The organism is Chroococcidiopsis sp. (genome assembly GCF_051657925.1).
Taxonomy (GTDB): Bacteria; Cyanobacteriota; Cyanobacteriia; order Cyanobacteriales; family Chroococcidiopsidaceae; genus Chroococcidiopsis.
Genome location: NZ_JBOFLP010000249.1, coordinates 1 through 20,666, shown reverse-complemented (window position 1 = coordinate 20,666; position 20,666 = coordinate 1). Strand labels below are relative to the sequence as shown.

The following is a 20,666-nucleotide window of genomic DNA, read 5'->3' as shown; positions in this document are numbered from 1 at the left end:
GCCAGTCAGATTCTCGCTCCTCCCTACTCCAATTAACCGAAAAATTTCATCAATACTTCCAAATCGAGCAACTACCACAACTTCTGGGGCAAGGACATCAGGTTAAAGAGCGGCAATCTAAATATCAGCAGCTAGAGCTGGGTGACGATCTAGAAGATAGCTGAGGATATTGAAAGCAAGTCCTCTATTTGAGCAAATAGAAGGAGTCAGGCAAATATCTCTTTTCTCTGGCTTTTTTCAGGTAAAATGACTCAATTTTCCGATTGGTAACAGCATTTTGCCGATTTTCACCAGTTTTTTACTATCTTGCTCTACTCTGAAGACGTACACTCTCTATTCGATCCTCAAAACATCTGATACAATTTATTTAATAAATCAGTAAAAAAAATTAATATTTTAGTCCGCAAGGTTTGCCTGCAACAGGTCTAGCTCTAGCTGAGAAAACACCAAAAACCGAGTGTTGGATCTAGAGATCGGGATTAGTTGACATACCAAAAATGGTTCTAGCTCTCACCCAGGCAGGAAAGTTTGACCGAGCGGTAAAGCAAACCACATTTCCAACGCAGGTAAAGAAAATGAGTTGCCCTAGAGTGAAAGCTACAATAGCTAAATATTAGCACTTAGTTATTATTTTTTAGTATAGAAAAATTCTCAATCCCATAGATTCGATACTACAGCGACAAAACACTGCTTATGACCTTTAATCCTGACTTTTTGAGCGATCGCGAAGAAACGCAAGCTAACTCATTGTTGAAATATCTTCAACAGCAATCGCCGGAAATTCTAGCCCGCGTTGCTAAGTCTGTCAGCCCAGACATTCAACAAATCATCTCCCAAAACGTCCAAGGGCTGGTAGGAATGTTACCTTCAGAGCAATTCAACGTGAAAATCGTGACCGATCGCGAGAATCTAGCAGGAATTTTAGCATCAGCCATGATGACAGGCTATTTTCTGCGGCAAATGGAACAAAGAATGCAGCTAGAAAATTTAGCTGATGCCGCTACCTCGCCTCAAGAGTCTAATGGTGGAGATTAAGCGCTACAAGCCTAACTGAGTTCGTCGGCGGGATAAGCGCCTGGTTTGACATGAAAAGTCTGAATGACACCCTGGCGATTGATTTCGAGTGTCAAAGTTGTTCCCAAGGTCGTTGATTCCACCTGTTCTTGAACTTGCAACGATTTAGCTACCGTCTTGCCGTTGATTTTCTGAATCACGTCTCCCGCCCGCAGCCCAGCTTGCGCCGCCGGAGATTTAGCGATCGCGCGCACGATGAGTACGCCAGAATCGATTTCGACCTTTAAATCGGTTTCCTGGGCGATTTCAGTTTTCGATGCGGGGGTTAAATCGATCATTTGAATGCCCAAAAAAGGATGGCTAATGCGTCCTTTGCTAAATAACTGATTGGCAACGCGGGCAGCAGTTTCAATCGGAATGGCAAAACCGAGTCCTTGAGCATCGGTGCGAATTGCCGTGTTGACACCCACGATCTCCCCTTCAGTATTTAATAAGGGTCCGCCAGAATTACCAGGATTGATTGCCGCATCAGTTTGAATAAATGTAACGCGCTTATCCGGTACGCCAACTTGGGCGCTTGTGCGGTCGGTAGCGCTGATAATTCCAATCGTGACGGTGTTATCTAAGCCTAAAGGATTGCCGATCGCGATCGCCCACTGCCCGGGAATTAAATTTTTTGAGTTACCGAGCTTGACTCGCGGCAAATTACGAGCGTTAATTTTGACAACAGCAACATCCGTCACCGGATCGACACCGACAACTTTGCCCTCAAATGTGCGACCGTCTTTCAACGTGACTTGAACCGTTCTTGCCTCGGAGACGACATGGGCATTGGTCAATAACCGACCGTCAGGACTGAGAATAAATCCAGAACCAGTCCCGCGTTCGATTCTTTCGTCAGGAATCGGTTTCTGTCCGCCAAAAAAGCGGCGGAATAGAGGATTGTTAAATGCTTCGGGTAATTGATTGGCAACTTTACGGGTCGCATTAATTCTCACGACAGCTGGTCCCACTTGCTGGACGGCAGTAGCGATAAAATTGCGATCGCTTGCTACTGCTAATCCTCCCACTGACGGTGTTTGTCCTCCTGAAGCAATTGGTGGTACGGCAACAGAAATCGTTTTTGGTTGGGGAGAGAAGTGAAAATCGACATAGCGACTGCCCCAAAAACCAGCACCGCCACCCAAGACAAGTAAAGTAGAAGAGAAAGCCAGTGTTTTTAACGACAAACCCATAAATTTTGCGCCTATAGCCAGAAACGTAGATGCTAATTACTAAGTGCGATCGAGCAATAGCCTTACACGCCTTCCACCTTAAGATTTCGTGCTGGAGGCTACTCCTACTAGCAACACTTTTAGAATGTGTTATTCCAATAATGGCTCAAGCCAATCCGAACGGCACTAGTCAGACGACAACTTGTCCCCCAGCTGCCTTATCTCGCCTAATTCGCCATTCAGTCAAACCAGGCGATACTTTAGACAGCATAGCTCGACAATACAATCTTATTCCAGCTACTTTGATCGGAATGAATCCCATTTTGCAAAGTCGTAATCTGCCAAATGGAAAGTTGCCAGTCGGCAGTAAGATAGTCATTCCTCCCTATAACGGCATCAAAGTCAATGCCACACCAGGAGAAACATGGCAGCAGCTAGCCGAAAGGTATCAAGTTCGTTCTGATGTCTTGTTTGAAGCCAACGGCTGTCAACCAGTTGCCAAAGAGGTTTTCGTTCCTGGGGTGAATTGGTCGCCCCAGCCGCCTACTAATACTGCCAAAGGGATTCTAACAAGGTATCCACTACCAAAAGCAGCAACAGTAGCTTTGGCTTATGGCTGGCAGTTGAATGCTAGTACGGGAAAAGTTTTCTTTCACAGTGGTTTAGACTTAGAAGCCGCCATTGGAACCCCTGTGAGGACAGTAGGCGCGGGAACGGTAGCGTTTGCTGGCGAACAAGGGGCTTATGGCAATTTAGTCGTCATTAACCACCAAGAGGGTAAACAAAGCCGCTACGCCCAACTGCAAAAGATCGCTGTCAAAGCTGGTCAAACTGTTAAATTGGGGCAAATTTTAGGAACGGTAGGTAATACAGGTTCGCCGACATCGACTCAATCCCACCTGCATTTTGAAATTCGCTACGCTTCCGATTTGGGATGGGTGGCAGAAGATCCGACAGCGTATTTAAAAGTAGTAAAACGTTAAGTAAGTCAAAAGTTAAAAGTTAAAACGAAAACAAACTCAATAATTTTGCAGGTGAAGGCGATCGCTTTATTTTTAATTTTGTGGTAATCTCAGAAATATTTAAGAAGCATTCCGACCAGTAATTTTGGTACTTCCTAGAACCTAACCAATACATTATGGGAAGGAAAATTAGCTTGCTTGGATGGAGAATCATTGGCATTAGACTTTTTCGATTTGAAACATTTGCCCCTATTAATGTCAAATGATAATTCCTGTATTAGAAAAAGTTCAAGAAGATAAGTGCAGTGACAAATTCCAAATGTTTTGACTTCTAACTTTTAACTTTTGACTTCCCCAGTATCTATTACCATTTTTTGCAATACTTGACGCACTATATCTGCCGATACTTTATCGCTAATCTCAACCGCACCAATTTGAGTCGGTAAAATAAATCTTACTCTGCCGTCTTTTACTTTTTTGTCAGTTTGCAAAGCATCTATAATTGCTTCAATATCTATCCCTGTTGGTAACTGTGTAGGCAAACCAGCTTTCTGAATCAATGCATCTTGACGACTAGCATCTTCTGAGGAAAGCATTCCTAGTACTACAGCAATTTGAGCGGCGGCTACCATTCCTATCGCTACAGCTTCGCCGTGGTTGACGACACGATAACCAGTCAAACTTTCTACAGCATGACCGATAGTATGACCGTAATTAAGAATTGCTCGCAGTCCTGCTTCTTTTTCATCCTTGCTCACCACATCAGCTTTTGCTTGACAAGAACGGTTGAGAATATTCTGGAGTAAATCTGCACCCAAATAGCGCATTTGATCTAGGCGCTTATTCTGTTCCATTTGGGCAAATAACTCCGCATCCCAAATCACACCATATTTGATTACCTCTGCCATTCCCGCCCGAAACTCTCTCGCGGGAAGAGTTTGCAGGACTTGCGGATCGATGAGAACCAATCTTGGTTGATGAAATGCCCCAATCAAATTTTTGCCTTGGGGGTGATTCACGCCAGTTTTCCCGCCAATGGCTGCATCTACCATTGCTAGCAGAGAAGTAGGAACTTGAACGAAATTAACTCCTCGCAGCCACGTAGCAGCGGCAAAACCCGTCATATCGCCAATCACACCACCACCTAAAGCTACCAAGGTTGAAGACCGTTCTAAGCGCTTTTCTAGGGCTGCATTATAAATCTTTTGAACTGAGGTAAGGGTTTTATATTGTTCTCCAGCTGGTAGGGTACAGCTAGTGGCATCAAAACCAGCTGCTTGCAAAGAAGCGATCGCCCTTTCCCCATATTGTTTAAAAATCGCTGGATTAGAAACCAGCAAAACCTTTTTCCCCAGGTTGAATTCGCCCATCCACTCACCTAGACGCTCCAATCCTGGCGCTGCGATCGCGATTTTATAAGCCTGCTGAGGTATATTTACATCAATAATTGTATGCATATTAGTTATCAGTTATCAGTGAAGAAAGGGAGTAGGGAGTAGGGAGTAGGGAGCAAGACAAGTCACAAGTCACAAGTCGCAAGTATTTCACGCACCACTCACCACGTACCAAGCGCCACTCACAAATGACCAATGACCAATGACCTATCGACTGTAGGCTGTATTCTATCTCAATAAATGTTTCAATAGTTTTAGTTATTTTTGGGAAAATTACAGAAATGTTGGGAGTTATTGCTTACATCGGCTTTTTAGGTGGATTCTTCGCTCTGGCTGTAGGTTTATTATTCGGTCTGCGAGCTGCCAAGATCATCTAAATCTAAATCCATAACCATAAAGAGATCGCCTCTTTACTATTTTGAGTAAAGAGGCGATCTCATAGTGGTGTATTGAAGTTATTAGCTTTCTGGTTTTTGCTGTGCTGGGGCAACTTGGGCATTAACGCTCACTTGCTGTACCCCTTTAATTTCCCTTGCCAATGGCTCAATGCGATCGAGTTGCTCTTGAGTCGGCACTGTACCTGAAACTTTCACGGCTCCGTCTTCAGCTTCAACTGCTAATTGACTTGCGGGTAAGTTTGCCTCTAACTTGCTGCGAACTTCGCTTTCTAAATCCGCGTCAGCTCGTTGAGCATCTCCCCCAGTAGCGTTATTGCGCTGCTCTCTAGCTCTAATATCAGCGTCTAATTGCTTTCGGCGAATTTCGCCAGTGGCATCCTCTTGATTCTGCTGAGCAGTTTCGGTGTCAGCCACCTCACCAGTTTGGTTAGCTGAATTAGGAGCTTCGGTACTGGTTTTTTCTACACCCGCTTCACACCCAAATGCACCAAGGGCAATAAAGCCACCTAGTAATAATGGAAATAATCTTTTCATTTCTCAGTCTCTCAATGGAAAGTAGTTCAAACAATTTTAGTCAGTAGTGAGGTAGTGAGTAATTGTTCTCTTCACCACTCACTGCCAACTACAGGGCTTATAAAGTCGAGTCGCGTTTGTCAACGATAATGACTTTGGGGTCGTTAGGATCGACTACACCTGAATCGTAATTAGTGCGACGAGTATCGGAGTCAATTACATCACCTCCACGAACGGTGTCGCGCGTGTCTGTGGCAGCATATTCACTCCGGCGAGGAGTATCGGCATCGGGTGCATCGTAGATCCCCCATTCCTGAATCCCACGATGATGCAGAACTGACTCAGCTTGACGAATTTCTTCCTCCGTGCCGTCTACGAAAATTAAATAATCTCCTCTGGAGAGTCTATCGTTGTAAACTTTGGCGCGTTCTTCAGGAATGCCTAAACCAACCAACGCACCCGCAAGACCTCCTGCTGCTGCACCAATAGCACCACCTGAAAGTGCGGTAGCTATGGTTGTTGCTGTTGCACCCGCAAGCATAACTGGACCAATTCCAGGGATCGCTAAAGCGCCTAAACCAACTAAAAGACCCCCAATTCCCCCAAGAGCACCACCAGTTAACGCTCCGGCAGCTGCGCCCTCGTCAGCTTTATTGCCAACGTTCTTCTTTACATCTGCACCAGCAATATTATCGATACGGTCTGCGTTCTTGGATACTACGTTTACGTTATCCATTGGAAAACCAGAGTCCCGCAATTGATTTAGTGCGGTTTCCGCATCGTGGCGGCTAGTAAATGCACCTACAGCCCGCTTTCTACGATACACAGATCTATCTGCCGCAGGCGTGACAGCTCCAGGTGCGACAGTGCCAGGTGCATAGTCTGCGGTTGGAGTCATTCCTGGCATATAACCAGCACTGTAGCCAACTGGCATTCCTGTAGCGGCAGGAGTATAGTCGGCAGTTGTGTTTGTATAACTGCTCCCCATAGGTGTAGCGGAGGGCGTTGTATCGACATCACGAGCGTCGTACACGCCATATTCCTCAATCCCGCGATGGTTGAGAATTGCTTCTGCTCTGGCAATTTCTTCATCGGAGCCTTTAACAATTACTAGATAATCGCCTCGATCGACGCGATCGCTATAAACTTGAGCGCGTTCTTCTGGAATTCCCAAACCAATTAAAGCACCAACAAGACCACCCGCAGCCGCACCGATCGCACCACCTGCTACTGTAGTCGTCAAAACTGTAGCTAACTCCCCAGCTACCATAATGGGACCGACTCCAGGGATTGCCAAAGCTCCTAGACCCACGAGTAAACCAGTTATACCTCCCAAAGTTCCACCCGTGAGCGCTCCGGCGGTTGCACCTTCATCGGCTTTGTTGCCAGCTTGATTTTTATCTTGAACGTTTACGCCAGCAACATCGGCTTTGCGGTCTGCATCTTGGGCGATAATCGTGACCTTGTGCATGGGAAATCCCGCACTTTTCAGCTCCCCGATCGCAGTTTCCGCATCGTGGCGATTGGCAAACACACCGACAGATCGTTTGTGTTGACCTACTGCCATTTTTTTACCCCCCTTTTGTTCGGTATCGACAACACTGGCACAAATACAAATTCTTGTTTTGTTGTTTGTGCTGTTATTTCTATTTATTACTTACAGAACTTTAAATTTCCTCAGTCCGAAGTTGGAAACATGACTCTACCAATAGGGAGGTTATATTTTCGTCAATCTATATAACTTAAGATGGGTCTAATTACTACTGAATTTGTCCTTTATTGTCATTAATTCGCACTGAATTCTTTTTTTAGCTAAAACAAATTTTTACCAAATCGAGCCAAGTTGAATTCTTTAGCTTTTGATTTTCCCGATCCAACTTTCTACACCTACCTTTCTCAAAAATCGTTTAGAAAATGGATAGTACCCTAACTCGTTTGTATTTTTGCAAAAGTACATCTAGTGTTTGATGAAATGAGCAACTGTAATTGGTAGCTTTGACATCAAACACTATTTCTGCGCTGGGACTGCGAGCAACAACAAATAACTAATCATTACCTATCGCCAGTTCCCAATCTGATTCAGATGAATCTCCCTCCAGATAGGTCTTTTTTATGTGAAAATTCCATTATCTTCGTAGTAAATTTTCACTCGCTGGCAGGGTAGGGTCTACCACCCTGTTATTTATTTACTTATCTGGCGCGATCGCTGCCCGCTCGAATATACATGGAACATCTACTACACGTATTTGCTGCAGCACCAGCCTCTGAAAGCATCATCAAAGAACCGATAGTTCCGTTTTTAATTTTGCTCCTAGTCATCTTATTCGTACCACTGCTATTCGAGCGCTTCTTGAAAGTTCCAGGATTAGTCGGATTGCTGGCAGCAGGAGTAGCGCTGGGTCCGCAAGGGTTAAAGATACTGGAGCGAGGAACGCCACCAATGGATTTGCTGCCAGAGATCGGGTTAGTTTACCTGATGTTTGTCGCAGGCTTGGAAATTGACATGCAGCAATTTCGACAAACACGGAATCGCTCGCTAACTTTTGGTAGCTTGACTTTCTTAGTCCCCCTAATTATGGGCACAGCAGTAGGGCTAATTTTCTTTCCTGGTAAATGGAACACTTCTATCCTAATTGGTTCCCTGTTTGCTTCCCATACCTTACTGGCATATCCGATCGTCAGCCGCTTAGGGGTAGTAAAAAATGAAGCTGTCACCGTCACGATTGGAGCGACTATCTTCACCGATATTGGCGCGTTGTTAGTATTAGCCATTTGTGTGGCTATTCATCAGGGCGATTTCTCTGCTACCCGACTAGCCACTTTAATTGGCTCTTTGGTCGTCTACTCAATCGTAGTTTTGTTTGGATTCGATCGCGCAGGCAAAGAATTTTTCAAGCGTTCGAGTGACGATGAGGGCAACCAGTTCTTATTTGTCTTATTAGCAGTATTTCTTGCAGCAGTGGGCGCTCAATTAATTGGCGTAGAAAAGATTGTCGGCGCTTTCCTGGCTGGTTTGGCAGTGAATGATGCTGTCGGGGAAGGACCAGTCAAAGAAAAAGTGCTGTTCGTCGGCAGCGTCTTGTTTATTCCGATTTTCTTTGTCAGCCTTGGATTGCTCATTGATATTCCCGCTTTCATTGCCAGCGTTAACTCCATCACGCTAACTTTAGCTATTGTCACTGGTCTGATCGTTAGTAAGTTTTTAGCAGCATATTTTGCCAAACTGATTTATCGCTACAAGTGGAATGAAATGCTGACCATGTGGTCTTTGTCAGTACCACAGGTAGGAGCAACTCTAGCAGCTACGCTAGTAGGTTACGAGGCAGGATTGTTGACTAAAGAGGTGTTAAACAGCGTCATCGTACTGTTACTCGTAACTGCAACTCTCGGACCACTGGTCACGAGTCGGGTAGCCCCCACTTTGATCGATGCTACCCAAGAATTAGAACCAGAGCCAGTGTCACCTTATTGGAGTACAGGCGAAACGGCAACACATCCATTTGGTGTCTTGGTTCCCGTTTATAACCCGAAAACAGAGCGTTACTTAATTGAAATGGCAGCTTTACTCGCTCGCCAAGCTCAGGGTAGAATCCTTCCTCTAGCGATCGCCAAAGCTACCGCTCATATGGATGCACCCCAATTAGAAGCAGCCTTTAAACGCGGCGATACCCTACTAGAAAATGCCACCAACTTAAGCCGCGAACTAGGAGTAGAAGCAGAACCTTTATTAAGGATTGACGATGCGATCGCCCAAGGAATTAGCCGCACTGCCAAAGAGCAACACGCTAGTTTAATTGTCATGGGCTGGGGACAACGCACTGGTTTACGCGCCCGCTTATTTGGCAATGTCATCGATAGCGTTTTATGGGCAGCTCACTGTCCGGTAGCTGTTAGCCGCTTACTCAAATCGCCCAAAGAATTTAGACAAATCTTAGTCCCAGTAGAGAATATTACATTACAAGCAGTTAGCGTCTTGAGATTTGTCAGTTTGTTAGCCGCAGCAAATGGAGCGCATATTGTTGTGTTACACATCTGCGATCGCAATACAACTCCAGGCAGAGTCGCTTGGATACGATCGCAACTCTCTCTGTTGGTTGATAAGCTGGCTCTACCAGACCACCCAGAAATTCGCATTAAGCCTCACCCTAACGTCACTCAAGCAATTCTAGAAGTAGCTAAGGACTGCGATCTCGTCGTCATACGTTCCACTAGGCGACGAACGAGTGCTGGCGGTTTAACAATCGCCGACACTACAACCCAGCTGATCGGAGCGATCGCTTGTTCTTTGATCATGCTAGGCGAACCACAACCAGCCAGCTTTTCAGGGAGTAGTGAGGAGTGAGGGGAAGAAGAGAGCGATCGGAAGCTGAGGGAGCATGACAAGTCCCTGGTCACTGATACCTGACAACTGGTAGCTGCTTATAGCACATAAATACAACAAGTTTTATAAAGATTATTTTTAGATTTCGTGAATTTTGTCCTACTATCATGGTTTTTGTAACTAGCGATCGTTAGTTTTTGTTTAACTTAGGGAATAATCAACTAAGCATGTGTGTTGGTATGCTCGACTTTCCCGTTCGGCACTGCCAATCGAACTTCTGTATGCTCGATTGCATCACAGAGCGTTTGCCATAAAAACACGGCTCTGGTAATAATACTTAACGAGTCTAGTTAAGACTGCTGTAACTAACAAGAAAATCTATGAGAATTTTGGTCACTGGCGGCGCTGGATTTATAGGTTCTCACCTGACCGACCGATTAATGGCACAGGGACACGAAGTTATCTGCTTAGACAACTTCTACACCGGACACAAGCGTAACATCTTGAAATGGATGGATCATCCCTATTTTGAATTAATCCGTCACGACATCACCGAACCAATTCGCCTAGAAGTAGACCAAGTTTATCACCTGGCTTGTCCTGCGTCTCCCGTTCACTACCAATTCAACCCAGTCAAAACCGTCAAAACTAATGTGATGGGAACGTTGAATATGCTGGGACTGGCAAAGCGAGTCAAAGCAAGATTTCTGCTAGCTTCTACATCAGAAGTCTATGGCGATCCAGAAATCCACCCGCAAACCGAAGAGTATCGCGGTAACGTCAATCCGATTGGCATTCGCTCTTGTTATGACGAAGGCAAGCGCATTGCTGAAACTCTCGCCTTTGATTACCATCGACAAAACGATGTCGATATTCGCGTGGCGCGGATCTTTAATACCTATGGTCCCCGCATGTTAGAAAACGATGGACGAGTTGTGAGTAACCTAGTCGTACAAGCCTTGAAGAATATGCCGATGACGGTGTATGGTGATGGTTCTCAAACTCGCAGTTTTTGCTACGTGTCTGACTTGGTAGAAGGATTAATGCGATTGATGAATGGAGAGCAAATTGGTCCTGTCAATCTAGGCAATCCAGACGAGTATACCATTCTAGAACTAGCTGAAGCAGTTCGCAATCTGGTAAACCCTCAAGCAGAAATTAAATTTGCGCCCCTTCCACAAGACGATCCGCGCCGTCGCCGCCCAGATATTACCCGCGCTAAAACCTGGCTAGGCTGGGAACCAACTTTGCCTCTATCAGAAGGATTAAAACTGACAGTAGAAGATTTTCGGCAGCGCTTGCAGCAACCCCAGCCAACAAGTTACAGCGAGGCGGGAATTGTTAGTACTTCCTAGTAACTATTTGTCTAGCTAGGAGAATGGGCGATCGCTTATATCTGCATCGTTCGCACTCCAGACCCAAGCTCACATCTTAAACTTCTATCACCCATACACCGTTGAGGACAAAAGTATATGCGTGTTTGCGTAATTGGTACAGGCTATGTCGGTTTAGTTACGGGTGCTTGCTTAGCTCACATTGGACACCATGTCATCTGCGTGGACAACAATGAAGAGAAAGTCAAGCTCATGAAAGCCGGACAGTCTCCGATTTTTGAACCAGGGCTGTCCGAGATCATGACTGGAGCAATGCAGGCAGGGACGTTAGAGTTTACCACAGACATCGGTGGCGGAGTGGCACATGGAGAAATCTTATTTATTGCCGTCGGCACTCCACCGCTACCAACTGGAGAAAGCGATACTCGCTATGTTGAGGCTGTAGCCCGCAGCATTGGCGCTCATTTGGATGGCGGATATAAAGTGATCGTCAACAAGTCTACAGTGCCAATCGGCTCTGGTGACTGGGTACGAATGATCGTTCTCGATGGCATTGTCGAACGCCAGAAGGTGTTAGTTGGCGCTGGTGGTGGCGAAGTCACGACTTTGGAAAGCGTACCTGCGTTTGATGTCGTTAGCAATCCTGAGTTTTTGCGTGAAGGTTGTGCCGTATACGATACTTTTAATCCCGATCGCATTGTCTTGGGTGGTAGCAGCTCCAAAGCGATCGCCATGATGCAAGAGCTGTACGCTCCAATTATCGAGCGCCAGTACGCCGAAGACAAGTCTTTGCCCCTCGTACCAGTTCTCGCCACCGATATTAGTTCGGCAGAGATGATTAAGTATGCAGCAAACGCATTTTTAGCCACTAAAATTAGCTTTATTAACGAAGTTGCCAATATTTGCGATCGCGTCGGTGCAGATGTGACCCAAGTTGCTAAAGGTATCGGTTTAGATTCCCGCATTGGTAATAAGTTCTTGCAAGCAGGCATTGGTTGGGGTGGTTCCTGCTTTCCCAAAGATGTCTCGGCGCTCATTCGTACTGCTGATGACTACGGTTACGATACTCACCTGCTTAAGGCTGCTGTTAGCGTTAACCAGCGCCAGCGTTTAATTGCCGTAGAAAAACTCCAGCAGGTACTCAAGATCCTCAAAGGGAAAACAGTCGGACTATTAGGACTGACATTTAAACCCGATACCGATGATATGCGCGATGCTCCTGCTCTCAATTTAATCGAGCATCTCAACCGCTTAGGAGCAAAGGTAAAAGCCTACGATCCAATTGTTGCTCAATCTGGAATGCGTCACGGGCTAACGGGCGTTTTGGTAGAAACCGATCCCGAACGCCTTGCCGATGGCTGCGATGCTCTAGTCCTCGTCACTGATTGGCAGCAGTTCCGCAATCTCGACTACAACAAGATGGCATCGTTGATGACTAACCCCGTCATGATTGACGGTCGTAACTACCTCGATCGCGAAGCCTTACAACAAGCTGGATTCTACTACGTTGGCGTAGGACGCTAAAACGACAGAGCGTGTAGACTAGCTCTACACGCTCTATCCTTTTCCAGGTACGCGCTCGATTTGAGCATAACCGCTAAAAACTAACAGCTTGCCTTTAGTTTCTAAGCGGTTGAGTCGCATAGTAACGCCATCTAAGTCGAAGCGATCGAGATCGACCATATTATTCAGAATTTCTGCCAAAGCTTGTGCTAAAGCCAGGGAAGTCTCTTGTTGAGATTCTGGTAGCGTCTCTACTTCAAATCTGGGGTTTTGAAATTGTACTCGTCGCCGCCGTTCAATACCTAAAGTTGCTGTTAGGCTAACTGGTACTAATTCCCCTTGAGATAAGTCTGCCTTAGCCCAGAGCTTAATTTCATTCTCCGGCAATAACTCTACCCGAACTTCCTGAAACGAGACTGGCTTACCGCCAGATAATTCAGTCAAACTAGGTAAAGTCAAATTGAGCAGGCGTTTTTTCACCAGTTCTGCTTCAAACGCCCTGTTAATTCCTTCTTCTGATAGCGTAACTTGAGCTACAGCTTGAGTCGGTTGTTTGAGGGCAAGTTTACCACCTAGAACAGAGCTGAAATCTATCGCTACAGCATCCGTCTCAAACGACATCTCCTCTGCCCAAAATTCGCGCCGGATCAGCAAACCGCGACCGCTCATCTTGAAACTATCAATGCTACCTTGCAAGAGTTTACTCGAAGGGTAACAACGAACAGAGACTTCTACCGACTCGCTTTGTGTAAACAAGTGACGAATCGTCTTGCTGGCGACAGTATTGAGCATCTGCTCGCCCCAATCAGTGCCAGTAGGATTAGTAAAACCAGTTAATCCGCCAAACATAAGTTTACGCGATTGTAGAAGTTATCCATACTCTCCTTTTGTAACAAAATGTGAACGAGCTAGCAAGGTTTGCACCATAGGTAATACTAATCATTTGAGGAAAGTAAACTAATCATTCCCGCAGCCAGTATAAGTTACAGCGATTTCGTGCTATTCTAAAATAGAGATACATTCGGCAGTTGTGTTTGTGTTTGCTAATTCAGATGCTCCTCCGAACCGTCATCTCGACAACGATCGGACTCAGGAGACAGCAGTAATGTCCATATATGTAGGTAACTTGTCATATGACGTTACCCAAGAAGATTTGACTAAGGTATTTGCCGATTACGGCACTGTGACACGAGTACAGCTACCTATAGACCGAGAAAGCGGTCGTCCGCGTGGCTTTGGTTTCGTTGAAATGGAAACAGAAGACGCAGAAGAAGCTGCTATTTCGGAGCTAGATGGCGCTAGATGGATGGGACGAGTGCTAAAGGTAAATAAAGCCAAGCCACGCGAGGAAGGTGGTAGTAGAACTGGCAACAGCAGAGGTAGCTATAACCGCCGCGAATCTTCTAGAAGCTACTAGGAAAGAAGTCGGAAGTCAGAAGTCAGAAGTTAAGGGCAAAAGCATAGAAGTATAGTAGGGTAGGCAACGCCCACTCGCCGCTTAGACTTCTAGTACGCATTCTTTTGAGTCAAGACAAGATACGCAAATCAGTTTGCATTTAAGAGGCTGAAGGAGAGAAATATGCTCCCTTCAGCCTTTTGTATTGGTTGGCGATCGCCAGCCTATCTTTACCGTCAGACAGAAGAAATTCACGCGGTGGACTGCCATCGTGAAATGAACTGTCGCAGAGGACTGAAAATGGAAGCAAATCAACTTCGCACGCAGCGCAACCCTTTAATTGCATCTGGAATTATCCTTGGGTTGGGAACTGGCGGACTATTTGATGGGATATTGCTCCATCAAATCTTGCAATGGCATCACATGCTCAGCAGCGTTCGACCGACTGTCACTGTTGCAGAAATGAAAGTCAACATGGTGTGGGATGGATTTTTCGATGCTGCTACGTGGATATTAACTTTATTAGGAATATTTTTACTCTGGCGGGCAGGCGAACAAAAAAACGTGTTTTGGTCGGGCAAAACTTTCTTTGGTGCTTTGTTGCTAGGCGTAGGATTATTCGACTTCTTTGAGGGATTGATCGACCATCAAATTCTCGGCATTCACCATGTCAAGCCAGGGACTAATGAGTTAATTTGGGATATCAGTTTTCTCGTTCTAGGCGCTATTTTAGCGATCGCAGGATGGATACTGATAAAGTCTGAAGAAAAAGTAATTAGTAAGTCGTAAGTCAAAAGTCAAAAGTCAAAAGTCAAAAGTTACTCACTACTCACAAACGACAAATGACCAATGACCAATGACCAATGACCAATGACCAATGACCAATGGCAAACAGTGAATTTGAAAAAAATAGCATAGGTTGGCAGTTATCTCAATTACAGCAACAGGTAGGGGAATGGCTCGAACTCCAAACGATGAGGTTGAATAAAAACATTCCCCAGTTGCCAGAAGGCATCCCTTCATGGTTAGTGGAGGGATTAAAAGCGATCTCCTGGATAGCGGCATTTGCCTTGTTGCTGTGGCTAGTGAGGTATGTATGGCAGCGGTTGGAATCTTATTTCATAGAATTGAAAACTAGGCGCGCTGTTGGTGGCAAGACGACTTCTAGAACCAGTGAAATGCCAGTCGAAGCTTGGTTAAAGCGATCGCAAACTTATTTCGATCGAGGGAACTATCGCGAAGCTTGTCGCTGTTTGTATATGGCAACGTTACAACTGTTGCACGAACGATCGCTCGTTCGCCATCAACCTAGTCGCACAGATCGGGAATACTTACAATTAGTTCAACAACTACCCCAGTCTCAGTCTTATCGCACGCTGATTACTACCCACGAGCAATTATGCTTTAGTGACAGTGAGATTTTATCAGAGACGTTTGAAAGATGTCAGCAGGCATATCGAGATATTGCCAGACAAGAATAAATCTAAGAATAGATCTATTGCACAAATTTAATTAGGCGCACAGACTAGAATGGCACTACACAAACGTCCGCCTGGGTAGATTGAGTTTGTATAGCTGCGAATTCTCTTCATGGTTGGTGGAGCGTGAAAAATCTACGTCGTCGATGGTGGCTAGGGGCGATCGCGATCGCCGCGATCGTGTTTCTCAGCCTAGTTACTGCACCCAATAATCCTTCGCGTCTTGGCTCTACCTATAGCCGCAGCTCCGATGGATATGGAGCTTGGTATGCATACATGCAAAACCGAGGCACGCCTGTCAAGCGATGGCAAAAACCATCCAGCGAGTTAAGCAAACAAAATCAAATAACATTGCTGCGCGTCCTTAACCAACAAAATTCCGGCTTGAATGACACAGAAAAGCAGTGGGTAGAACGAGGCAATACTTTGATAATTTTGGGCGTACGCCAGCCGGTAACACCAGCTGACTTTAGCACCAAGCAACAAAACGATGAGTTAATTAATATTAAAATTGATACGCGGCGCAGAGCAAGGATAAACCAGCAACAGCGATCGCTATTGGGCGATCGCTATGGTGCAGTTGTATGGCAAGAAAAAATTGGTGAAGGACAGGTCATATTCTGTGTCACCCCTTATTTGGCAGCAAATGCCTACCAAGACTATCCCAATAACTATAAATACTTAGCTCAACTTGTGACTCAAGCCAATCGATCGATCTGGGTAGACGAATACATTCACGGCTACCGAGATAAAGAGGTAAGAGAACCGGGTGAAAGAGATGTCCTATCTTATTTAGCACAAAGACCCTTAGCTGCTGCCCTATTTCAAACCGCGATCGTGCTATTTGTGTTTATTCTGGCTAGCAATCGTCGTTTCGGGCAACCAGCCACTCTCAAAACAGCGATCGCAGACAATAGCACTGCTTATATTGAAGCTTTAGCAGGAGTCCTGCGAAAAGCCCAAGCCAGCGATTTTGTCATAGATACAGTTAGTAACGCCGAGCAACAACAACTCCAGCAAGCCTTGGGACTCGGACAAATTCCCTTAGAACGGCAAGAACTGATTCAAGCATGGGTACAGCAAACGGGGCGATCGCCTACCGAACTCGAACAATTGCTGCGGCTGCATGGGCAAAAACGCCGCCCCAGTGACAAAGACCTATTAAATTGGTTAAAACAATGGCGCACCATCCGCAGTTATGTTAAACCTGATTAGTTATCACGTTTCTTTCAGTAGGGGCGCACAGCTGTGCGCCCCTACTCTAATCCCTACTTACCCCTTCTCATGCCCGAACTCCGCGCTGGATTAAATCGCCTCAGTGAAGCCCTCAACCAAGTTGTTGTCGGTCAATCTCAATTAGTACAACAATTACTGGTGGCAATGCTAGCGGGGGGACACGTCATTTTAGAAGGTGTACCAGGCACCGGAAAAACTCTGCTGGTGAAAGTGATGGCGCAACTTATTCAAGCAGAATTTCGCCGCGTGCAACTGACACCAGATGTCTTACCTGCCGATATCACAGGTACGAATATTCTCGACCTTAACAGTCACAACTTTACGCTGAAAAAGGGACCCGTATTTACGGAGGTTTTGTTGGCAGATGAAATAAACCGCACGCCACCCAAAACACAAGCCGCTTTGTTAGAAGCAATGGCAGAACAGCAAGTAACTTTGGATGGTGAAAGCTTGCCGCTACCAGAATTATTTTGGGCGATCGCCACGCAAAATCCTTTGGAATTTGAGGGAACTTATCCTTTACCAGAAGCCCAACTAGATAGGTTTTTATTCAAATTAACGGTAGACTATCCCGATCGCCAGCATGAAAAGCAAATGCTGCTGAACAGCCAAAAGGGTTTTCAATCTCGACGGCTAGATATTGCTCAAATCGAACCCGTTGCTAACGTGAAGTTGGTTTTACAGGCGCGTCAGGAAGTCAAATCGGTACAAGTAGCAGAGCTAATTCTAGACTATCTGCTTACCCTAGTACAGCGATCGCGCCAACATCCCGATTTAACTTTGGGTGCTTCCCCTCGTTGTGCCGTAGCTTGGCTGCAAACCAGTCAAGCCGCCGCATGGCTTGCCGGACGAGATTACGTCACCCCCGATGATGTCAAAGCTGTAGCCCCACCCCTGCTGCGTCACCGTCTCATCCTCAAACCCGAAAGTTTGCTCGATGGGATTCAAATTGAAACATTAATTACTAACTTATTAAATCAAGTTCCTGTTCCAAGATAATTTGGAATTCGGAATTTGGAATTCAAGATGCCTCTAATTAAACTATATAAAATTATCCTAAACTCTCGACTTGGACATGACTAATTACACTCCTATTACTCAGAGAATACAGAAATTTGCAATTAGAGTAATTAAAGCTTGTAGTTTTTTAGACGACAAGCCAGGGGTATGTAGAACTTGATTTAGGCAGTTACTTAGGAGTGGTACTAGTGTTGGTGCAAATGTCCGTGAAGCACAATCCGCACAATCAGACAAAGATTTTTTAAGTAAGTTAGAAATCGCCCTCAAAGAAGCCCGTGAAACAGAATAATGGTTAGAAATTCTCATTGAATCTGGTATGGTTAAACTCAATAAATTTCAACCTTTACTAATAGAAGCATCAGAAATTGTCGGTATTCTTGTCGCCTCCACCCGAAAACTAAAACAGAAATAATTCCGAATTCCGTAGCTTGCTTCCCCGTAGGGGTATTCCGAATTCCGAATTCTCCTACGACAGATCGTTTTTGGCAAAATTTGGGGAACCTTTATAGTATGTTCACCATCTCTTAACAAAACTATAGGTAAAGTAAGCAGTATACTGCTTGCGATCGCCAACTGCATGAGTGTGAGGAATAACGAAGTTAGTATGACAGCAATGTATACAGGTACGACGATCGGTCAGACAGAACAAACAGCTTTAATGCGAGGAGAAATTTTAGTTCAAACGCGCCCCCATTCAGCATGGGGCGGGGCTGTGACAGCGTGTATGTATCTACCAATGCAGCGATCGCAAGTTTGGCAGCAGCTTACCGATTATCCTCGTTGGGTACAATATTTCCCCGACGTGATCCAGAGCGAAGTTTTGCAGCGAGGTGAGGTGAAGCGCTTATATCAAGTTGCCCGCAAAGCCTTTCTGATTTTCACTGCTCAAGTTGAAATCTATTTAAACGTGTTCGAGGAAGTACAGCAGCGAATTCAGTTTCGCATGGAAAAAGGTACTTTCACCGACTTTACAGCAGATTTAAACCTGCAAGATTGCGGAATTGGCACTTTACTCACTTATGCCGTACAAGCTACGCCTAACGTTCCAATTCCATCGATTTTTATTCAACAAGCGATGCAATTTGAATTACCAGAAAATATGCGGAAAATGAGGCAAGCGATTTGTAAGAATCAATAGAGTTGTTTGTCAGCCATGTCATCAGAACAGGCAAAAAGAATTTTAGATTTTTGGTTTGGTTCTCCCGAACAGGCTAGTTATGGAAAACCAAGACAGATTTGGTTCATTAAAAAGCCTGAATTCGATCGAGAAGTGGAAGCCCGCTTTCTGAGCGATTACGAGCAAGCCGCAGCAGGGAATTTAGACAACTGGAAAAGTTCTCCCCTTAGCTGTCTGGCTTTGATCTTGCTTCTCGATCAGTTTCCTCGCAATATGTTTCGCGGTAAGTCTCAAGCTTTCGCAACTGACTGGCAAGCCCTATCCACCGCAGAGTATGCCATAGCCCAAGGCTACGATCGCGAATTATTACCCGTACAACGCTGGTTTATTTACTGTCCTTTTGAACACAGCGAAAACCTAGAGGATCAAAATCGTTCTGTAGCTCTATTTCAACAGTTGAGCGGCGATCCTGATAGTGCTGATGCAATTACCTATGCCTTACGTCACCGCGAAATCATTTTAAGATTCGGACGCTTTCCCCACCGCAACAAAATTTTAGAGCGAGTCTCTACCCCAGAAGAAGAAGAGTTTTTGCAACAGCCAGGTTCTTCTTTTTAGTAGTCATTTGTCATACCCTTCGGGAAGGGCTTCGCCCTACGTCATTTGTCATTTGTGCGCGATTGGGAGGTAAGTTCTTTTCTACTCCCTGCTCCCTGCTCCCTTTTCACTGACAACTGTTAACTGTTAACTGTTAACTGATTATTTTGTTGCCACAACTGCCAAATTCCAAGCAAATCTCTTCATCCCGGGAATTTTTTTCAGCAGCTTATCCCATTTCTCTAGTCGCCAATATGCTGGTGCTAATCGCCGATGTTCAATAATTATTTTTTTCCAATATCTCTCTTTGTTTGGATCGACCCTTTCAATTAAATAAAATTGCAAAAATATCCAGAGTGTGGCAATCCAAAAAGTATCGTAATTGGTATGAGAAAAATGCTGTTCGACAAACTTAACGATCGCAATATCAAGCGGCATTTCATCTTCCGTGCGAACTTTAGTCGCAATTCGACGGTAAACGTTGATAATAGGATTGTGTTTTAATGGCTCCCAAAAGCAAGCTTTTCCCCCAGGTTTGAGGACTCGATGCATCTCCAATATAGCAGTGCGAGGATCGGGAAGATGGTGTAGTAAATTGGCAGCGTAAACAAAATCAAAAGAATTATCGGGACAATCTAGAGCAGATGCATCCATCGTTCGTCCCTCGATTTTTACACCATTTTTAGCTGCTAAATCTAAGGCAACTTCTACCATACCTGGAGAATAGTCAGATGCCATGCATAGCGCCCCTTTCTTAGCAAAATAGACACTGTTTTCTCCTGCACCACAACCTAAATCTAAGATTTTTTTTCCACGCACGTCTCCCATCTGTCTGAGAATAAATCGATTTTCTGGAGCCGTGCAAGCTTCAAAATAGTCTGCTACCCGAATTCCCTCAACATCAATTACCGCAGCCCAAGCATCGTGAAACTGTTTTTCTCTTTCTAATCTTCGATCTTCCATAAGAGGGGAGCCGGGTCAGGATACTTTTAAAGAATCGATTTCTACAATACAACTTTTGATTAAATCATTTTTATCGCTAGTTTGAACATTTAATAATAAATAAGCTGGCTGGGGGTTTTGACTAGCCAATGATACTTGAAGTTTGTGAGATTTATTGGTAAAAGATTGCGATGCGATCGCGCTGACGAGTTGACCTTGGCGATCGC

The 20,666-nt window shown here is 45.1% G+C and carries 20 protein-coding genes and 1 pseudogene; 14 read left to right on the top strand and 7 right to left on the bottom strand.

Going from position 1 to position 20,666, the window contains the following annotated elements; genetic code table 11:
• Positions 1-693 precede the first annotated feature (693 nt).
• Entirely contained in the window at positions 694-1,035 is a 342-nt protein-coding gene (locus ACRC32_RS20270) for a DUF760 domain-containing protein (RefSeq protein WP_015155920.1), read from the top strand.
• An 11-nt stretch (positions 1,036-1,046) separates the two neighbouring features.
• On the opposite strand, the gene ACRC32_RS20265 is transcribed toward ACRC32_RS20270, so the two are convergent.
• Positions 1,047-2,249, bottom strand: a complete 1,203-nt coding sequence (locus ACRC32_RS20265) for an HhoA/HhoB/HtrA family serine endopeptidase (protein WP_438555664.1) — start codon at positions 2,247-2,249, stop codon at positions 1,047-1,049.
• 140 nt (positions 2,250-2,389) lie between these two features.
• On the opposite strand from ACRC32_RS20265, the gene ACRC32_RS20260 reads away from it, so the two are divergent.
• Positions 2,390-3,211: a peptidoglycan DD-metalloendopeptidase family protein gene (locus tag ACRC32_RS20260; RefSeq protein ID WP_438555666.1), complete on the top strand. Its 822-nt coding sequence runs from the start codon at positions 2,390-2,392 to the stop codon at positions 3,209-3,211.
• Between the two features lie 317 nt (positions 3,212-3,528).
• On the opposite strand, the gene aroB is transcribed toward ACRC32_RS20260, so the two are convergent.
• Entirely contained in the window at positions 3,529-4,647 is a 1,119-nt protein-coding gene (gene aroB, locus ACRC32_RS20255) for a 3-dehydroquinate synthase (protein ID WP_438555663.1), read from the bottom strand.
• A gap of 218 nt (positions 4,648-4,865) precedes the next feature.
• Between aroB and petL the strand changes: the two genes are divergently transcribed.
• A complete protein-coding gene (gene petL, locus ACRC32_RS20250; RefSeq protein WP_015155924.1) occupies positions 4,866-4,961 on the top strand; it encodes a cytochrome b6-f complex subunit PetL in 96 nt (31 codons plus the stop codon).
• A gap of 81 nt (positions 4,962-5,042) precedes the next feature.
• On the opposite strand, the gene ACRC32_RS20245 is transcribed toward petL, so the two are convergent.
• Together ACRC32_RS20245 and ACRC32_RS20240 are read right to left on the bottom strand one after the other, a co-directional pair.
• Positions 5,043-5,516, bottom strand: coding sequence for a BON domain-containing protein (locus ACRC32_RS20245; protein ID WP_438555662.1), 474 nt, complete (start codon positions 5,514-5,516; stop codon positions 5,043-5,045).
• 97 nt (positions 5,517-5,613) lie between these two features.
• The gene (locus ACRC32_RS20240; protein WP_438555661.1) at positions 5,614-7,062 is read right to left on the bottom strand and encodes a general stress protein; all 1,449 of its coding nucleotides are present in this window, start codon (positions 7,060-7,062) and stop codon (positions 5,614-5,616) included.
• A 657-nt stretch (positions 7,063-7,719) separates the two neighbouring features.
• Here ACRC32_RS20240 and ACRC32_RS20235 point away from each other — a divergent pair.
• The 3 genes from ACRC32_RS20235 to ACRC32_RS20225 all read left to right on the top strand — a co-directional run bounded on the left by ACRC32_RS20235 (position 7,720) and on the right by ACRC32_RS20225 (position 12,674).
• Positions 7,720-9,837: a cation:proton antiporter domain-containing protein gene (locus ACRC32_RS20235; protein WP_438555660.1), complete on the top strand. Its 2,118-nt coding sequence runs from the start codon at positions 7,720-7,722 to the stop codon at positions 9,835-9,837.
• 359 nt (positions 9,838-10,196) lie between these two features.
• Positions 10,197-11,171, top strand: a complete 975-nt coding sequence (locus ACRC32_RS20230; protein ID WP_438555659.1) for a UDP-glucuronic acid decarboxylase family protein — start codon at positions 10,197-10,199, stop codon at positions 11,169-11,171.
• A gap of 117 nt (positions 11,172-11,288) precedes the next feature.
• Positions 11,289-12,674 carry a UDP-glucose dehydrogenase family protein gene (locus ACRC32_RS20225; RefSeq protein ID WP_438555658.1) on the top strand — a complete coding sequence of 462 codons (1,386 nt, stop codon included), beginning with the start codon at positions 11,289-11,291 and terminating at the stop codon, positions 12,672-12,674.
• A gap of 33 nt (positions 12,675-12,707) precedes the next feature.
• Here the strand turns inward: ACRC32_RS20225 and ACRC32_RS20220 are convergent, their stop codons facing one another.
• Positions 12,708-13,502 carry an LmeA family phospholipid-binding protein gene (locus tag ACRC32_RS20220; RefSeq protein WP_438555657.1) on the bottom strand — a complete coding sequence of 265 codons (795 nt, stop codon included), beginning with the start codon at positions 13,500-13,502 and terminating at the stop codon, positions 12,708-12,710.
• 256 nt (positions 13,503-13,758) lie between these two features.
• On the opposite strand from ACRC32_RS20220, the gene ACRC32_RS20215 reads away from it, so the two are divergent.
• The 8 genes and pseudogenes from ACRC32_RS20215 to ACRC32_RS20180 all read left to right on the top strand — a co-directional run bounded on the left by ACRC32_RS20215 (position 13,759) and on the right by ACRC32_RS20180 (position 19,518).
• Positions 13,759-14,070 carry an RNA recognition motif domain-containing protein gene (locus ACRC32_RS20215; RefSeq protein WP_106547358.1) on the top strand — a complete coding sequence of 104 codons (312 nt, stop codon included), beginning with the start codon at positions 13,759-13,761 and terminating at the stop codon, positions 14,068-14,070.
• Positions 14,071-14,349: 279 nt separating this feature from the next.
• The gene (locus tag ACRC32_RS20210) at positions 14,350-14,838 is read left to right on the top strand and encodes a DUF2243 domain-containing protein (protein ID WP_438555665.1); all 489 of its coding nucleotides are present in this window, start codon (positions 14,350-14,352) and stop codon (positions 14,836-14,838) included.
• Between the two features lie 95 nt (positions 14,839-14,933).
• Entirely contained in the window at positions 14,934-15,530 is a 597-nt protein-coding gene (locus ACRC32_RS20205; RefSeq protein ID WP_438555656.1) for a DUF4129 domain-containing protein, read from the top strand.
• A 123-nt stretch (positions 15,531-15,653) separates the two neighbouring features.
• Entirely contained in the window at positions 15,654-16,742 is a 1,089-nt protein-coding gene (locus ACRC32_RS20200) for a DUF4350 domain-containing protein (RefSeq protein ID WP_438555655.1), read from the top strand.
• A gap of 69 nt (positions 16,743-16,811) precedes the next feature.
• Positions 16,812-17,762 (top strand): AAA family ATPase, encoded by a 951-nt coding sequence (locus tag ACRC32_RS20195; protein ID WP_438555654.1) that lies wholly within the window; start codon positions 16,812-16,814, stop codon positions 17,760-17,762.
• A 76-nt stretch (positions 17,763-17,838) separates the two neighbouring features.
• Positions 17,839-18,195: pseudogene (locus ACRC32_RS20190) on the top strand (four helix bundle protein).
• A 192-nt stretch (positions 18,196-18,387) separates the two neighbouring features.
• Complete coding sequence (locus tag ACRC32_RS20185) at positions 18,388-18,921, top strand: SRPBCC family protein (protein ID WP_438555653.1); 534 nt, start codon at positions 18,388-18,390, stop codon at positions 18,919-18,921.
• 15 nt (positions 18,922-18,936) lie between these two features.
• Positions 18,937-19,518, top strand: a complete 582-nt coding sequence (locus ACRC32_RS20180) for a DUF924 family protein (RefSeq protein ID WP_438555652.1) — start codon at positions 18,937-18,939, stop codon at positions 19,516-19,518.
• Positions 19,519-19,659: 141 nt separating this feature from the next.
• Here ACRC32_RS20180 and ACRC32_RS20175 read toward each other — a convergent pair whose 3' ends face one another.
• Positions 19,660-20,460 carry a class I SAM-dependent methyltransferase gene (locus ACRC32_RS20175; RefSeq protein WP_438555651.1) on the bottom strand — a complete coding sequence of 267 codons (801 nt, stop codon included), beginning with the start codon at positions 20,458-20,460 and terminating at the stop codon, positions 19,660-19,662.
• A 15-nt stretch (positions 20,461-20,475) separates the two neighbouring features.
• Positions 20,476-20,666 (bottom strand): hypothetical protein (locus ACRC32_RS20170; protein ID WP_438555650.1); only part of this gene is annotated, 191 nt, incomplete at its 5' end.